The organism is Mycobacterium sp. OAS707, from assembly GCF_014873705.1.
Lineage (GTDB): Bacteria > Actinomycetota > Actinomycetes > Mycobacteriales > Mycobacteriaceae > Mycobacterium.
On record NZ_JADBDS010000001.1, the window covers coordinates 1,394,019 to 1,409,622 of the forward strand.

The 15,604-nt window shown below is 68.1% G+C and carries 13 protein-coding genes; 6 read left to right on the plus strand and 7 right to left on the minus strand.

Features of this window, described 5'->3' with window-relative positions:
- The first annotated feature begins 27 nt into the window (after positions 1-27).
- Positions 28-432: a hypothetical protein gene (locus GGC64_RS06880; RefSeq protein WP_192721661.1), complete on the plus strand. Its 405-nt coding sequence runs from the start codon at positions 28-30 to the stop codon at positions 430-432.
- On the opposite strand, the gene GGC64_RS06885 is transcribed toward GGC64_RS06880, so the two are convergent.
- Complete coding sequence (locus tag GGC64_RS06885) at positions 429-3,653, minus strand: ATP-dependent DNA helicase (RefSeq protein ID WP_192721662.1); 3,225 nt, start codon at positions 3,651-3,653, stop codon at positions 429-431. The genes GGC64_RS06880 and GGC64_RS06885 overlap by 4 nt on opposite strands.
- Entirely contained in the window at positions 3,650-6,763 is a 3,114-nt protein-coding gene (locus GGC64_RS06890) for an ATP-dependent DNA helicase (RefSeq protein WP_192721663.1), read from the minus strand. Before GGC64_RS06890 ends, GGC64_RS06885 begins: the two co-directional genes overlap by 4 nt.
- Before the next feature lie 63 nt (positions 6,764-6,826).
- Here GGC64_RS06890 and GGC64_RS06895 point away from each other — a divergent pair, with 63 nt between their 5' ends.
- Both GGC64_RS06895 and GGC64_RS06900 read left to right on the plus strand, forming a co-directional pair.
- Positions 6,827-7,603 carry an alpha/beta fold hydrolase gene (locus GGC64_RS06895; protein ID WP_370582010.1) on the plus strand — a complete coding sequence of 259 codons (777 nt, stop codon included), beginning with the start codon at positions 6,827-6,829 and terminating at the stop codon, positions 7,601-7,603.
- A 1-nt stretch (position 7,604) separates the two neighbouring features.
- Positions 7,605-7,901: an MGMT family protein gene (locus GGC64_RS06900; protein ID WP_192721665.1), complete on the plus strand. Its 297-nt coding sequence runs from the start codon at positions 7,605-7,607 to the stop codon at positions 7,899-7,901.
- 29 nt (positions 7,902-7,930) lie between these two features.
- Here GGC64_RS06900 and GGC64_RS06905 read toward each other — a convergent pair whose 3' ends face one another.
- From GGC64_RS06905 to GGC64_RS06915, 3 genes are all read right to left on the minus strand, one after another.
- Positions 7,931-8,785 (minus strand): TIGR02569 family protein, encoded by an 855-nt coding sequence (locus tag GGC64_RS06905; RefSeq protein WP_192721666.1) that lies wholly within the window; start codon positions 8,783-8,785, stop codon positions 7,931-7,933.
- Positions 8,786-8,821: 36 nt separating this feature from the next.
- On the minus strand, positions 8,822-10,000 hold the full coding sequence (gene moeZ, locus GGC64_RS06910; protein ID WP_192721667.1) for an adenylyltransferase/sulfurtransferase MoeZ: 1,179 nt from the start codon (positions 9,998-10,000) through the stop codon (positions 8,822-8,824).
- Between the two features lie 75 nt (positions 10,001-10,075).
- Positions 10,076-11,098, minus strand: a complete 1,023-nt coding sequence (locus GGC64_RS06915) for a DUF3152 domain-containing protein (RefSeq protein WP_192721668.1) — start codon at positions 11,096-11,098, stop codon at positions 10,076-10,078.
- A 132-nt stretch (positions 11,099-11,230) separates the two neighbouring features.
- Here GGC64_RS06915 and GGC64_RS06920 point away from each other — a divergent pair, with 132 nt between their 5' ends.
- Positions 11,231-11,908, plus strand: a complete 678-nt coding sequence (locus GGC64_RS06920; protein ID WP_192721669.1) for a TetR/AcrR family transcriptional regulator — start codon at positions 11,231-11,233, stop codon at positions 11,906-11,908.
- Here GGC64_RS06920 and GGC64_RS06925 read toward each other — a convergent pair.
- Positions 11,895-12,152, minus strand: coding sequence for a DUF3107 domain-containing protein (locus GGC64_RS06925; RefSeq protein WP_192721670.1), 258 nt, complete (start codon positions 12,150-12,152; stop codon positions 11,895-11,897). The two genes, GGC64_RS06920 and GGC64_RS06925, sit on opposite strands and share 14 nt — an antisense overlap.
- A gap of 264 nt (positions 12,153-12,416) precedes the next feature.
- On the opposite strand from GGC64_RS06925, the gene GGC64_RS06930 reads away from it, so the two are divergent.
- Positions 12,417-13,172: a hypothetical protein gene (locus GGC64_RS06930; protein ID WP_192721671.1), complete on the plus strand. Its 756-nt coding sequence runs from the start codon at positions 12,417-12,419 to the stop codon at positions 13,170-13,172.
- A gap of 9 nt (positions 13,173-13,181) precedes the next feature.
- On the opposite strand, the gene GGC64_RS06935 is transcribed toward GGC64_RS06930, so the two are convergent.
- Complete coding sequence (locus GGC64_RS06935; RefSeq protein ID WP_192721672.1) at positions 13,182-13,874, minus strand: ferritin-like fold-containing protein; 693 nt, start codon at positions 13,872-13,874, stop codon at positions 13,182-13,184.
- 255 nt (positions 13,875-14,129) lie between these two features.
- Here GGC64_RS06935 and GGC64_RS06940 point away from each other — a divergent pair, with 255 nt between their 5' ends.
- On the plus strand, positions 14,130-15,590 hold the full coding sequence (locus tag GGC64_RS06940; protein WP_192721673.1) for a DEAD/DEAH box helicase: 1,461 nt from the start codon (positions 14,130-14,132) through the stop codon (positions 15,588-15,590).
- Positions 15,591-15,604 lie beyond the last annotated feature (14 nt).

Genomic DNA, 15,604 nt, shown 5'->3' on the forward strand with positions numbered 1-15,604 from the left:
CGAGTTGGCGCACGCCACAATGTAACCATGACCTCACCCCCGCCTGAACTGCAGCAGCTTGCCAACCCGGCACCGGCCCTCCGGATGGGAGCGATGTTGTTGGGCATGGGCACCCTGCACTTCGTCGCGCCCAAGCCGTTCGACGACATCGTCCCGGTCGAACTGCCGGGCAGCACGCGGTTCTACACCTACGCCTCGGGGGTGGCGGAGTTGACGACCGGCGCCCTGCTTCTATCGCAACGCACCCGCAAGCTCGGCGCACTGTCCGCGGTCGCCCTGTTTCTCGCGGTCTTCCCTGCCAACGTCAACATGGTGCGGCTGTGGTTCAAAGACCCTGCCAAGCCGCTGGTGATGCGGCTGGGCGCTATTGCCCGGCTGCCGCTGCAGATTCCGATGATCACCTCCGCGCTGAAGATCTACCGCAACTCCTAGGCCGCCTCGATCAGCGCGACGAGGTCGTCGGCGTCGGGCAGCGAGTCGGGGATGACCGTTCGACCGGACCGCACGTAATGGAATGCCGCGCGGACTTCTTCGATGGGGCAGTTGTGTAGTTGCGCCCACGCGAGCCGGTACACGGCCAGCTGAATTGCCGCATGCTGCTTGGCTTCTGGGGTGTCCGGCGGATCGCCGGTCTTCCAGTCGACCACGGTGGTGCCGCCATCGTCGTCGGCGAAGATCGCATCGATGCGCCCGCGCACGACACGCCCGCCGATGACCATGTCGAACGGGACCTCCACGTCGATCGGCGTGCGCGCCGCCCACGGCGACACCGCGAACGCAGCCTGCAACTCGGCGAGCTCCTCGGCGGCGCCGGCCTCGCGGTCGACGGCTCCTGGCAGATCGTCCAGGTCGAACAGCCGCTCGGCGTGGAAGAACCGCTGCACCCAATCGTGAAAAGCCGTGCCCAGCAACGCGTGCGGGTCAGGACGGGTCGGCAGCCGACGGCGCAGCCGTTGCGCGACGCCATCAGGGTCACGACTGAGCTCGACGAGTGTGCTCACCGACAGCTGCGTCGGCAGCGGCGCAACGGGCGCGTCGGTCGCTTGGTCGCGTTCGGCCAGCAGAGCATCGACGTCGGCCACCCAGCCGTCGACATCGTCGGCGTTGAGGTCGATCTCCCCCGACATCGCCTTGGCTACCATCACCGCGCCGTTGTCGAGGTGTGTTCGTTGCGGGCCTGCCGGATCGGTGGGCCAGATGGCCTCGATAGCCCTGTCGCGCAACGGGTTCGGCGTACCGTCGGCCGGGGTGGGGGCCCACTGCTCGATGACGCCGCACGGATCGCCCGCGGCCTCCGACGTCTCGATGATGTCCTTGAGTTCGCACAGAAACTCGGAAGGGCCGCGCGGTTTGGTCTCGGACACACCCCAGTGGTGACCCGACAGCAGCAGGGTGTCCTCGGCGCGGGTCAGCGCGACATACAGCAGCCGGCGCTCTTCGTCGATGCGGCGTTGCTCGAGGCTGCGCTTGTGCTCGGAGATCTTGTCGGACAGCCGCTTTCGATCGTTGACGTCCGATGTGTCCAGCACCGGGACGCCGAGTTCGGAGGCCGTGGCCCGGTCACCGCGCAGCAGCGGCGGCAGGTCGCCCGCGTCGGTGAGCCACGTTCTTTGCGACGCGGTCGACGGAAACACCCGGCCGCTCAGGTGCGGCACCGCCACGACCTGCCACTCCAGCCCCTTCGCGGCGTGCACAGTGAGGATCTGGACCCGGTCGGTCGCGACCGACGTCTCGGCGGGCGCCAGGCCGTTCTCCACCTGTTCGGCAGCGTCCAGATACGCCAGCAGACCCGGCACCGTCGCCCCTGACCGGCCCCCGACGTCGGCCACCACGTCGGCGAACGCGTCCAGATGTTCGGTGCCAGACCATCCTGCGGCCAGCGGCCTGGCCGCCCGTACTTCGGCGTCGAGCCCGAGCACCCGACGGACCTCGGCGACGAGATCGGGCAGCGGGTGCGTCAGATGGGCGCGCAGGGCAGTCAGCTCACGGCCGAGCGCGACGATCCGTGCATACCCGGCAGGCGAATACGCGTCCGACTGCCCGGGGTCACAGATCGCGTCGGCCAAGCACGCGGCATCGGCGTCGGCGGCGGCCTGCGCCACGATCTGTTCGGTGGTGGCTTCGAGGGTGGGCCGGTCATCGAGTTCGACGGCACGCCGCCACAGCGCGGCGATGTCGCGACCGCCAAGGCGCCACCGCGGTCCGGTGAGCACCCGCATCGCGGCTGCGCCGGCGGTGGGGTCGGCGACCATTCGCAGCATCGCCACCAGGTCGGCGACCTCGGGCACTGCCAGCAATCCGGCTAGACCGACGACCTCGACGGGGACGCCACGGGCGGTCAGCGCATCCGCCATCGGTGCCGCGTCGGCGTTCCGGCGCACCAGCACCGCTGCCGTCGGTGCAGGGCCGTCCGCGCCGTGATAGATCGCCGCCAGGTGATCAGCGACCCAATCACGTTCGGCGACAACGTCATTCAGCAGCGCACACCGGATGACGCCGGGCTGGGCATCGGGTCGGGGTCGAAGGGCACGCACCGCGACGGAGCGCCGCCGCGCCTCCGCGGACACGGCATTGGCCAGGTGCAACGCCCGCGGCGGATTGCGCCAACTGGTCCGCAGTTCCAGCGCAGGCGCCGGGGTGCCGTCGGCGTGGGGGAAATCGGTGGTGAACCGCGGCAGGTTGGTAGCCGAGGCACCCCGCCAACCGTAGATCGACTGGATCGGATCCCCGACCGCCGTCAGCGCGAGGCCGTCGTCGACGCCGCGACCGAACAATGACGACAGCGCGACGCGCTGCGCGTGCCCGGTGTCTTGGTACTCGTCGAGCAGCACCACCCGGTACCTCTCGCGCAGCTGCTGGCCGACTTGCGGGACGGTGGCCGCCAGCCGGGCGGCCGAGGCCATCTGCATGCCGAAGTCCATGACCTTCTCGGCCCGCATGCGCGCATGCAGGGCGTCGATCAGCGGAACCAGTTGGGTGCGTTCGGTTTGGGTGGCCAGCATGCGCAGCAGCCACTGGCTGGGTCCGCGGTCGCGTTGATACGGACCCGCCGGAAGGGTGTGTACCAGCCGCTCGAGTTCGACGTGGGTGTCGCGTAGTTGTTCGGTGTCCACGAGGTGTTCGGCCAGCTGGCCAGCCAGCCGCAGCACCATCGCGGTGACCGCGGCCGGGGTCTTGTCCGTGTCGAGGTGCTCTGGATGCTCGCACACGACACGAAAAGCCAACTGCCACAGCTCCGTTTCGCTGAGCAGGCGGGTGTCCGGCTCGACGGGCAAAAGCAGTCCGTGTTCGCGCAGCAGGTTCCCGGCGAACGCGTGATAGGTGCTGACGGTCGCGGGGTCGTCGGCCACCTCGCCACCGCCGGGAACAAGACCGGCGCCGGCCAGCCGGGCCAGCCGCGTTCGGACGCGGCGCAGCAGCTGCCCGGCGGCCTTGCGCGTGAACGTCAGGCCGAGCACCTCGCCGGGACGGGCGTAGCCATTGGCCACCAGCCACACCACCCTGGCCGCCATGGTTTCCGTCTTGCCTGCACCTGCGCCCGCGATGACGACCAGCGGCCCGGGCGGGGCGGCGATCACCGCCGTCTGCTCGTCGGTCGGCGCGAAAAGGCCGAGCGCGGAGGCTAGTTCGGCCGGGCTGTAGCGAGGGGTCATGACCGCCCACCGGCGACGGCCTGGGCCGGACACATGGCGCGCACCGGGCAGTGTGAGCACCCGTCGTTGACCCGCGCGACGAACTCGGGACCTTGAGTGGCGGCCGCCGCCTGCTGCACCAACGCGAGCCAAGCGGCGCGAGCGTCGACTGACTGCGGGTCCTGCTCGCGTTCGGTGGCCCCACCCGATCCGGTTTTGCCGAGATACACCAGCCGACCGCCGCCGGGTGTATCACCTTGTGGCAGCAGTCCTTCCGCGACGGCGAGCTGGTACATGGCCAACTGGGCATGGCGTTGCGCGTCGTCCTTGCTGACCGGCGTCTTACCGGTCTTGATGTCGACGACCACCAACCGGCCCTCGGCGTCGCGCTCGAGCCGGTCAAGGCGACCACGCACCCGCACCCCCGGACCGACTGTGCCGTCGATGTCGACCTCGGTGCCCACCTCAGTCAGCTCGCCGCGGGTTTGCGCACGCCACTGCGCGAACGTCGACAGCATCGCACGGTGGCGTGCCAGCTCGTTGTCGGAAAACCACTGCGATTCGAACGGCAGCTTGGCCCAGAGCTTTTCGAGTTCGTTGAGCATCTGGTTTTCGGTCTTGCCCGGCTCGGCGACAAGAGCATGCAACAGCGATCCGATCGCTGAGCGGACATCGCGTCCGTCGGAGCCGCCGTGGCGTTCGAGCAGCCAGCGCAGTGGGCAGTCGGTCAGCATCTGCAGCGTCGACGGTGAGAGCGTCACGACGTGGTCGTCACCGTCCCACAGCGGTTCCGCACTGGACAACGGCGTCATGCCGTACCACTGAGCCGGGTCGGCACCGGCGATACCGGCCTCCGCCAGCCGCGCGAGTTGCGCTGCTGCACAAAGCTTTTCGCTGTCGTCTATGTTTTCATCCGCCGCGCATACCACCGCGCGCAGCCGTCCGACCAGCGCAGGTGGGGCCAGCACGCGCGGGGCATGGATCGGCTGTGGCGGGTCGGGTTCCGGGTCGGTCGCGAGCGCCGCGAGTTCGTAGCAGAACGGTGACGGCAGCATCGACTCGTCGCCGCAGTCGCTGTCGACCGCGGTCACCAACAGGCGGGTGCGGGCGCGGCCCATCGCCGCGATCAACAGCCTGCGTTCCTCGGCCAGCAGCGGCGCGCGACTCGACAAGCCCCGATCGACCTGCGTCTCGACTCCATCCATCACGTCGACGAGCTGCTGGGTGCCCAGCACGCCGCCACGCGGGGTCGTGTTGGGCCACAACCCTTCCTGCACTCCCGCGATGACGACGAAATCCCATTCCCTGCCGAGCGCCGCGTGGGCGGACAGGACCGCGACCGCGTCGGGGTCAGGCCGTTGCTCGCGAGGTGTCGGAGGCAGGCCCATCGCCTCGACGTGGTCGACGAGCCCGCGCAGCGACGCGCCCGTCGTGCGACTCACGTATTGCTCGGCGATATCGAACAACGCGGTGACCGCGTCGAGGTCACGGTCCGCCTGCGCACCCGCAAGGCCGCCGCGTTCACTGGCCGCCAGCCAGCGTCGTTGCAGGCCGGACCGATGCCAGGCCTGCCACAGCGTGTAGCGGGGATCTTGGCCTTGTGCTGCGCTGCTGCGCGCGGCGGTGAGCACTGCCCGTACCCGGCGCAACGGCCTACCGAGTTCGGCGGACAGTCGGTCGGTGTCGTTGTCGAGCGCCTCGACAAGCAGGTCGGTGAACTCCCGTGGCGGTTGGCTGCCGTCGGCTCTGCGCAACGCCCGTCGCAGCTGGGGCAGCGACACTGGATCGACACGGCCGATCGGCCCGGTCAGCAGCGACAGCGCGCGCTCGCCGTCCAGACCGTAGTCGGTGGCGTCGAGGACAGTCAGAAGCGCGCGCACCGCGGGCTGATCGGCCAACGGGGTGCTCGGCAGCGGGGCGTCCACCGGCACACCGGCCGAGACGAGAACGCGGGCCAGCGGCGCGCCCAGCCGCGGCACCGACCGCACGATCACGGCCATCCGCGACCACGGCACACCGTCGACCAGGTGGGCGCGGCGCAGGGCGTCGGCGATCAACGCGGATTCCGCGTGTGGCGTCGCAGCGATCTGCACATTCAGCTCGCCCGGCCGGTCCTCGGCACCGGTCATATGCCGCGCCGCGTCGGCACCCGGCAACCGGCGCGCAACAGCGGTGATTGCGTCGGCGATGACCGGCGCGCAGCGAAACGATCGCGTGAGCGTGATGGCGGGCTCGTCACCGCGCAGCAGCGACGGGTCGGCGCCGCGATATCCGAACACCGACTGGCTCGCGTCTCCGGCGATGACGGTCAGCTGCGCACCTGCCGACAGCACGCGAACAAGCCGGGCCGCCTGTGGATCGAGATGCTGCGCGTCGTCCACGAGAAGCAGCTTGATCCTGGCGCGTTCGGCCGCCAACAGGTCCGCGTCGGTCGCGAACGCTTCGAGCGCGGCGCCGACAAGTTCGGCGGCGCCCAGCGCGGGCACCGTGGCCTGCGGTGCCGCCATGCCGACGGCAGAACGCAGCAGCATGATCTGCTCGTAGGCCTGCGCGAACTTGCCAGCCGCCAGCCATTCGGGACGGCCGCTGGTTCGTCCGATGCGTTGCAGCGCAATGGGATCCACGCCGCGTTCGGTGCACCGGGCCAGCAGGTCGCGCAGCTCGTTGGCAAACCCGACAGTGGACAGCGCCGGACGCAGTTGGCTGGGCCAGCCCACCGGTGACGCGTCACCGTCTTCCAAGTCACCTGCGAGCAGTTCACGGATGATGCCGTCCTGCTCGGCGCTGGTGATCAGTCGCGGGGGCGGATCGCCGTTGCGCTGCGCCGCCAACCGCAGTACGGCGAACGCGTACGAGTGCAGGGTGCGGACCAACGGTTCGCGGACGACAGCGCGGCTGCCCGCCGACAACAATGCCGACGTGATGGCTGCCCGCGCCTGGCTGCCGAGCCGCGCCGAACCCGTCAGCAGCAGAACCGATTCGGGGTCACTGCCCGCGGCGATGTGGGCCGTCGCGGCCTGAATCAGCAAGCTGCTCTTGCCCGTACCGGCGCCGCCGAGCACGCGCACCACACCGCGCATGCCTGGTTCAGTGAGGGCGGTGAGGGTCAGTTCGGTCTGCGGTGCGGACATGAATGCATGACACCATGGGGGTCCGACAAGCGACTGTCACCGACTGCTGGCAGCATCAATGCCGTGAGCCTGCATGTGCATCGTTACGGACCGAGCCGCCCGCCGCAGATCCTGGCCGTGCACGGGCTGACCGGGCACGGCCTGCGCTGGCAGACCCTGGCGGTCAGGCATCTGCCCGAATTCGCGATCGCCGCACCGGACCTGATCGGGCACGGCCGGTCGTCGTGGGCGGCACCGTGGAGCATCGACGCGAACGTCGACGCGCTGGCCGCGCTGCTCGACGCCGAGGCGGACGGACCCGTGGTCGTGGTCGGGCATTCGTTCGGCGGGGCGATCGCCTTGAATCTGGCTGCGGCACGCCCTGATCTGGTGTCGGGGTTGGTGCTGCTCGATCCCGCGGTCGGACTCGACGGCGGCTGGATGCGCGACATCGCCGACGACATGTTCGCCTCGCCGGACTACACCGACCGCGCAGAGGCCCGCTCGGAGAAGGTGAACGGGTCGTGGGGTGAGGTCGACTCCGACGAGCTGGACCGCGAGCTCGACGAGCACCTGATAGACCGGCCCAACGGACGGGTGGGCTGGCGGCTCAGCATTCCGGCGATGTTGTCGTACTGGAGTGAGTTGGCGCGACCAATTGTGTTACCGCGCAATGGCATACCGATCACACTCGTGCTCGCCACCAAAACCGACCCGCCGTATGTCAGTGATGAACTTCTCGCCGGATTGCGCGAGCGACCCGACTTCACGCTGCTGGAGTTCGACTGCGACCACATGGTTCCCCAGGCGCGGCCTGCCGATACCGCGGCGGTGATCCGCAAGCAGTTGGAGCGCGGCTGACGTGCCCGCGGTCACCGACGAACAGGTCGAAACCGTGCGGGCTCTGGTCGCATCGATTCCAGCCGGGCGCGTATCGACCTACGGCGACATCGCCGACGCGGTCGGGCTTTCCAGCCCGCGCATCGTCGGCTGGATCATGCGAACGGATTCGTCGGATCTGCCGTGGCATCGGGTGATCAGGGCGTCGGGCCGGCCGGCGCCGCACCTGACGACGCGACAGCTCGAACTGTTGCGCGCCGAAGGAGTGTTGGCGAGCGACGGCCGCATCAAATTGTCAGAGGTCCGACACGAGTTCTAGCGCCGAGCGTGCAATAAGCCACACTCGCGCTACAGAACCAACCGCACCAACGCCGCCGTGCGCGCCAGACCCGGGAACGCCGCGCCCGTCGACCTCGGATGCAGTGCATGCACCGCGAGCCGGAACATCAACGCGCGCAACAACATCTGTGGCCACTCCGGCAGTGGGCTCCACCGCTCGATCAGCCCGTCGTCGGCCTCGCCCCACGACAGCGCGTCGACGACGACCACGCCCGCCGCCCACGACGATGGCCGCCAGTAGGGCGTGATGTCGGTGATGCCCGGAGCCGCGGTGCCCGCGAAAAGCACTGTGCCGTATAGGTCGCCGTGCACCAGCTGGTTGGGGCTCTTGGTCGGTCGGCGCAGCGAGGCCAGCTGGGTGATCAGCTCGACCGAACGCTGGCCGTCAGGAGATCCTGGCGACACTCGCGCTCCCTGAGGCAGCGAGTGCAGCGGGCGCTCTTCCCATGCCGCCCGATCGGCCGCGATGAAAACGTCGACGTCGGCCCACGGCGCGACGGGCGGCTGAGTCAGAAAGCGAGGCCGTTCCAGTTTGGCCGTCGCCTCGTGCAACCGCACCGCCGCCGAAACCACCTCGTCGTGGCGGGGCTCCGGCGTTCCGGCGACGTAGGTGTCGGCCCGCCAGCCCGCCACCACATAGCGGCCGTCGGTCGAGCGCACCGGCCTGGCCAGGCGGACACCGTCGACGAACAATGTCTCGCGAACTTTGGCGGACCACGCCGCACGCGCGTGATCGGCGACCATCGACAGCACGACTTCACCGCAGCGCCAGCCGCCCTCCCAGCTGGAGCCGAGCGCGACGGGGCGCACACCCGTCAATCCGAACGCCGCCAGCACATGATCCGGCGGCGGTTCGACACTCACCACCTCAGCCTAAGGCGAGGTACGGCAAACGAGCCGTTAGTACATCACCATGTCGGGTTCGAGTTGCTTGCCCCACGCGACGATTCCGCCCTGCACGTGCATCGCGTCGGAGAAACCGGCCTTCTTCACGATGGCAAGCACCTCGGCCGAGCGAACACCCGTCTTGCAGTAGAACACCGGGGTCTTCTCGACCTGCAGCTTTGCCAACGCCTCGCCGGTTTCGAAGGCGCCCTTGGGGATCAGCTCCGCGCCGTCGATGTGGTTGATGTCCCACTCGACGGGTTCACGAACGTCGATCAGCGCCAACGGCTTACCGGAGTCCAGCAGCTCGCGCAGCTCGCGGGGCGTGATCGTGGAGTCGGCCGCGGCCTCGGCAGCCGCATCGGACACCACGCCGCAGAACTCCTCGTAGTCGATCAACTCGGTGATCTTCGGTGTCGCGGGGTCCTTGCGGATCTTGATGGTGCGGTACGTCATATCCAGTGCGTCATAGACCATCAGCCTGCCCAGCAGCGGCTCGCCGATGCCGGTGATCAACTTGATGGCCTCGGTGCCCATCACCGACGCGATCGACGCGCACAGGATGCCGAGCACGCCACCCTCGGCGCACGACGGCACCATGCCCGGTGGCGGCGGCTCGGGGTACAGGTCGCGGTAGTTCAGGCCAAGACCGTTTGGCGCGTCCTCCCAGAACACCGACACCTGGCCCTCGAAGCGGTAGATCGACCCCCAGACGTACGGCTTGCCGGCCAGCACCGCGGCGTCGTTGACCAGATACCGCGTCGCGAAGTTGTCGGTGCCGTCGAGGATCAGGTCGTACTGCTTGAACAGGTCGACCGCGTTGTCGGGCTCCAGGCGCAGCTCATGCAGCCGCACCTCGACAAGGGGATTGACCTCCAGGATCGAGTCGCGAGCGCTCTGCGCCTTGGACCTGCCGATGTCGGACTGGCCGTGGATGATCTGGCGTTGCAGATTCGACTCATCGACGACGTCGAATTCGACGATGCCGATTGTGCCCACGCCCGCCGCGGCGAGGTAAAGCAAAGTCGGCGAACCCAGTCCACCCGCGCCGATGACCAGCACCTTGGCATTCTTGAGCCGCTTCTGTCCGGCCAAACCCAGGTCCGGAATGATGAGGTGACGGCTGTAGCGCTGAACTTCTTCGCGCGTCAGTTCGCCCGCCGGCTCGACCAGCGGCGGCAACGATGTCGACACGAAATCTCCTTGATTGACGGTCACTGCAGTACCCAGCACAACGGTAGTCCGGTCGCGATGCTTCCCGACGAGATGTCAGGCGATCGGATACGGCCAGGGATTGAACCGGCACGCCTTGCCGTCGGGTTTGACCGACTCCGGGTCGAACCGGGCGGCGTCGTTGTTGTTCGTCGAGAACGTCTGCTGCATCATCACCGGCGCCAGCCCGCCGTTTTCGCCGCACGGCTCGTGGCGCTGATAGCCGATCGCGTGGCCCACCTCGTGGTTGATCAGATACTGCCGATACGAGCCGACGTCACCCTGGAACGGCACAGCGCCGCGCACCCAGCGGGCCTCGTTGATGAACACGCGCGGCTGACTGTCGTAGGCGGGGTTGTAGCAGGACGCCTCGAGCTGGATGTCGTAGCCACACCCCTCGCGCACTGTCATTGGCGAGCTCAGCGAAACGCGGAAATCGGGCACCCCGTTGTCGATGCGGGTGAACGCGAACTGCGGGTTGTGTGTCCAGCTCTTGGGATTGGAAAGGGTTTCGCTGACCATTCGCGCGAACCCGTCGTCCCCGCCGAATCCGGTCGTGTCGACGCCGTCCTCCACCTCGACGGTGTAGGTGAACACCTTGGCCGTGCCCTCCCCGACCTTCGGTGCGGCCCCCGGCACGATGTGCCACGTCTTGGCGCCCGCCTCGGTGAACGGGCCACCCTCGGGAAGGATTCCGGTGGGCAGGTTCGCGTCGAACTGAGTCAGCCCCTTCGGCGGTGCGCCGATGATCTGCGTGCTGGCCACGCCGATGGTCGGCGGCCCCTGCACCGGCCCCTCGGCTTGCTTGGGCGCGGGTGCACTGGTTCCGGTGACGGTCTGGTAGACGACGATCACGGTCAGCGCGATCAACACCGGCAGTGCATAGGCGCGCCATCCGTAGGTGTGGATGAAGCGGCCCAGCCATGTCTGCTTGCGGGCCCTGCGATGCTCGTCGCGATTGGACCTGACCCGACCGGAGCTCTCGGCGATCGGGTCGCGTTGCGCGCGCAATGGCTCTCGCCACTCATCACGCAACACGGGCACGCGACCGCTCCCGCGACGCCCCGGGTCGTAGGTCACCGAAACAGGATGGCACAGACTGCTGGGCTTGCACTTCCGGCGCGCCACCGCCACGGCGCGATGGCGTGGATCCGCAAAGCCCCAAGCAACGGTAGTAGTGTCGTTGCGAAACGCAGTCGGATGAAGGACGTGATGAGCGATCTCGCCAACACCGCCGCCAGAAAATCGGCGAACGGCGGCGCGGTGACCGGCGTCGGTTCCGGGGCAGGCCGGCGGGGGAACAGGCTGCCCCGCGACGAGCGGCGCGGACAGTTACTCGCTGCTGCCAGCGAGGTTTTCGTCGACCGCGGCTACCACGCCGCAGGGATGGACGAGATCGCCGACCGGGCCGGTGTGAGCAAACCCGTTCTGTACCAACACTTCACGTCCAAGCTCGAGCTGTATCTGGCCGTGCTGCAGCGGCACGCCGACAATTTGGTCTCCGGTGTGCGCCAGGCACTGCGCACCACCACCGACAACCGTCAGCGGGTGCGCGCGGCCGTCGACGCCTTTTTCGACTTCATCGAGCACGACGGCCAGGGCTACCGGCTGATCTTCGAGAACGACTACGTGACCGAACCTCAGGTGTCCGCGCAGGTCAAGGTCGCCACCGAGGCGTGCACCGACGCGGTGTTCGACCTGATCAGCCACGATTCCGGGTTGGAGCCGCACCGGGCGCGGATGATCGCGGTCGGGCTGGTCAGCATCAGCGTCGACTCAGCGCGGTATTGGCTGAACAACGACCGGCCGATCTCCAAGGACGACGCCGTGGAGGGCACGGTGCAGTTCATCTGGGGCGGCCTGTCGCACGTGCCGCTTACCCGGTCTTGACGGCCTCAGAGCCGACGGCGCCAACACCGAAACCGACCCTGCGCACGTCTGCGGCGCCGATCTCGACATAGGCGATTCTCTTCGCCTGCACCAGAAAACGACGGCCCTTCTCGTCGGTCAGGGCCAGCACGCCGGCATCCTTGCCGAGCGCGTCGGTGATGGCCTTCTCCACTTCGCTGGGTGTCTGCGCGCTGTTGAAGATCAGCTCGCGCGGGCTGTCGGTGACACCGATCTTGACCTCCACGCCTGGACCCTTTCGTTTGTGTGCTTCTGGTCAGAAGGCTAGTGGACGCCCGCGGCGCGGCGCCGCCCCGGCCACTTCGCGGTCAGCGAAACGACGATGTAGTGCGCTCAGCGAACGACGATGCGGTGCGAGTAGCGAAACCGAAGCAGCCGCGACCGAACCGAGTCCGGACCGTGACCAAAGGCCCAGCGCGTCAACCTCATTCGTCACATGGGTCTCGATAGCATCAGGCCCGGCATTAACCGAAACGACCGGGGTAGCTGCATGAACAGGCCATATACCGCACATTCACCGTATTCCTTGACCCCGACCGAACGGATTCGCAGCGATTGGGCGGACGGCGGCGAAACCGTCGATCTCGACCGTGGGCGCTACGACGAACGCGAGCGCTACGACGAATACGAGGGTGTCGAGGGGTACGACGACGAGTACGGCGACATCGAGGAGTACTACGAGCCGATCGATCGCCGGTGGATCTGGGTCGCCGGGGTGGCAGGAGCGATTCTGCTCGTCGCGGTCATCTGCACGGTCGTCATCCTCGGCGGGGGCGACAGCGGCTCGGTCTCAACGACGGTCGCTCCGCCTGTCAGCACAAGCCAACCGGCAGCCACGTCGGCGCCGCCCGCGACCACGTCAGCCGCACCGCCATCGGCGACGCTACCGCCGGAGACCGTCACCACCGTGACGCCGACTGCGAGCGCCCCACCGACCGATACGCCCGCCCAGGCGGCTCCCCCGCCCGCGGCGGCGCCGAACACGATCACCTACCGGGTCACGGGCAACCGCAACCTGCTCGACCTCGTGACGGTCATCTACACCGATTCCCAAGGCGCGCTACAGACCGACGTCAACGTGGCGCTGCCGTGGGCCAAGACCGTTGTGCTGGATCCCGGTGTGACGCTGAGCTCCGTTACCGCGACGAGCGTGACCGGTCAGCTGAACTGCAGCATCACCGACGCGTCGGGCGCCACGATTGCGCTGCAGAACAACAACACGATGATCGCGAACTGCACGAAGTAGACCAGCGGGTTAGGCCAGGCCCAGTTCGCGCATCCGGGTGCTGTGGGTGTGCTGCAGCCGATCGAAGAACTCGGTCATCTGCGTCAGACCCTCACCGCTGGACATCACCAGGTCGACGAGCTCGTCGTGGTCGGCCATGACGTACTGGGCCTGGGTGATGGCCTCACCGAGCAGTCGGCGCGACCACAGCGCCAGTCGGTGGCGCTGCTTCTCGCTGGCGGTCACCGCGGCCTGCACCTCGGCGACGACGAACTGCGAATGCCCGGTCTCCGACAGCACGGCGCGCACGACGTCGGCCACCTCGTCGGGCATCGCGTCGGCGATCTCCAGATAGAAGTCCGCGGCCAACGCGTCGCCGACGTAGGTCTTCACCAGAGCCTCCAGCCAGGTGCTTGGCGTTGTCAGCCGGTGGTAGTTCTCCAGCGCCGAGGCGTAGCGCGTCATCGCGGGTACCACGTCGACTCCCCTGCGCTCCAACGCATCCCGCAGAACTTCGTAGTGGTTCATCTCCGCGGCGGCCATGGTCGCCATGTTGATCCGGCCGCGCAGGTTCGGCGCCATCCGCGCCTCTTCGGTGAGCCGGTAGAAAGCCGCCACCTCGCCGTAGGCCAGCAGCGCGAAGAGTTCGTTGACGCCAGGATGGTCGGCCGACACGCCCGGTGCGGTCTGCTCGGGAGAGGGCGCGGATGGCGTCGAATTCATGGCCCAACTCTAGACGGCCTTACCTGGTTGGCTGAGCGCACCGAGCGCCCGGCAAACCCGGCCAGCTATCATGGGTGCAGGCATTGGCACTGACAAGGTCGAAACTGACCGGCCATTACCTAAGAAATGTGCGTGCACCAGTCGGCCCGCGACCTCAACGCAGGGCCCTCGGCCGTGGCTTCGTCGAACTCGTGCGCGCGTGGAAATCCGCGAGGACTTACGAGGTTCGACCCAGAAAGGCTACGTACCCCAAGAATGACTCATCTGAATCCAAAATTTGCTGAGCTCGGCGTCCGCGACGAAATAGTGCGCGCATTGGCCGAAGACGGCAAGGAACACCCCTTTGCTATCCAAGAACTGACGTTGCCGCTCGCACTCGCGGGCGACGACCTGATCGGCCAGGCCCGCACGGGCATGGGCAAGACCTTGGCCTTCGGTGTGCCGCTGCTGCAGCGCATCACCACCGACGAGGAACGCCCGCTGACCGGTATCCCCCGCGCGCTGATCGTCGTCCCCACCCGCGAACTGTGCCTGCAGGTCTACGGAGATCTCGCGATGGCGGCGAAATATCTGTCCGCGGTTGACCGCAAGCTGACCGTCACCTCGATCTACGGTGGCAGGCCCTACGAGCCGCAGATCGAGGCGCTGCAGAAGGGCGTCGACGTCGTCGTCGGCACACCGGGCCGTCTGCTCGACCTGGCGCAGCAGGGTCACCTGCAGCTCGGTGGGCTGTCGATGCTGGTGCTCGACGAGGCCGACGAGATGCTCGACCTGGGCTTCCTGCCCGATATCGAGCGGATCCTCAAGCAGATTCCCGCCGAGCGGCAGGCCATGCTGTTCTCGGCGACCATGCCGGACCCGATCATCACGCTGGCCCGCACGTTCATGAACCAGCCAACGCACATCCGGGCTGAGGCCCCGCATTCGGCGGCCACTCACGACACCACCGAACAATTCGTCTACCGCGCGCACGCGCTCGACAAGGTCGAACTGGTCACCCGGATCCTGCAGGCCGAGGGACGCGGCGCCACGATGATCTTCACCCGCACCAAGCGCACCGCCCAGAAGGTCTCCGACGAGCTGGCCGAGCGCGGCTTCAAGGTCGGCGCTGTGCACGGCGACCTCGGGCAGGCCGCCCGCGAGAAGTCGCTGAAGTCATTCCGCACCGGCGCGATCGACGTGCTCGTCGCCACCGACGTCGCCGCGCGCGGCATCGACATCGACGACGTCACCCACGTCATCAACTATCAGATCCCCGAGGACGAGCAGGCCTACGTGCACCGCATCGGCCGCACCGGGCGCGCAGGCAAGACCGGCGTCGCGGTCACCCTGGTCGACTGGGACGAGCTGGCCCGCTGGGAAGGGATCGACAAGGCGCTGGGCCTGGCATGCCCCGATCCGTCCGAGACGTATTCCAGCTCGCCGCACCTCTACGAGGAGTTGGGCATCCCGACGGACGCGAAGGGCACCATCGGCGAGCCGCAGAAGGCGCAGGCCAAGCGTGCACCGGCGGACAAGCCCGCCGACAAGCCGGCACGCAACCGCACCCGCAATCGCAGGCGCACCCGCGGCGGCCAGGTGGCCGCCGGACATCCGGAGGCGACGCCCGAGCAGAGCGCACCGGCCGAGGACGATTCGACCGCTGACGGCGCATCACCGGCCAAGCGCCGTCGCCGTCGTCGCCCGCGCAAGGCCGCAGCCGCGAACGCCGGTTAGCCCGGCCCCGTCCG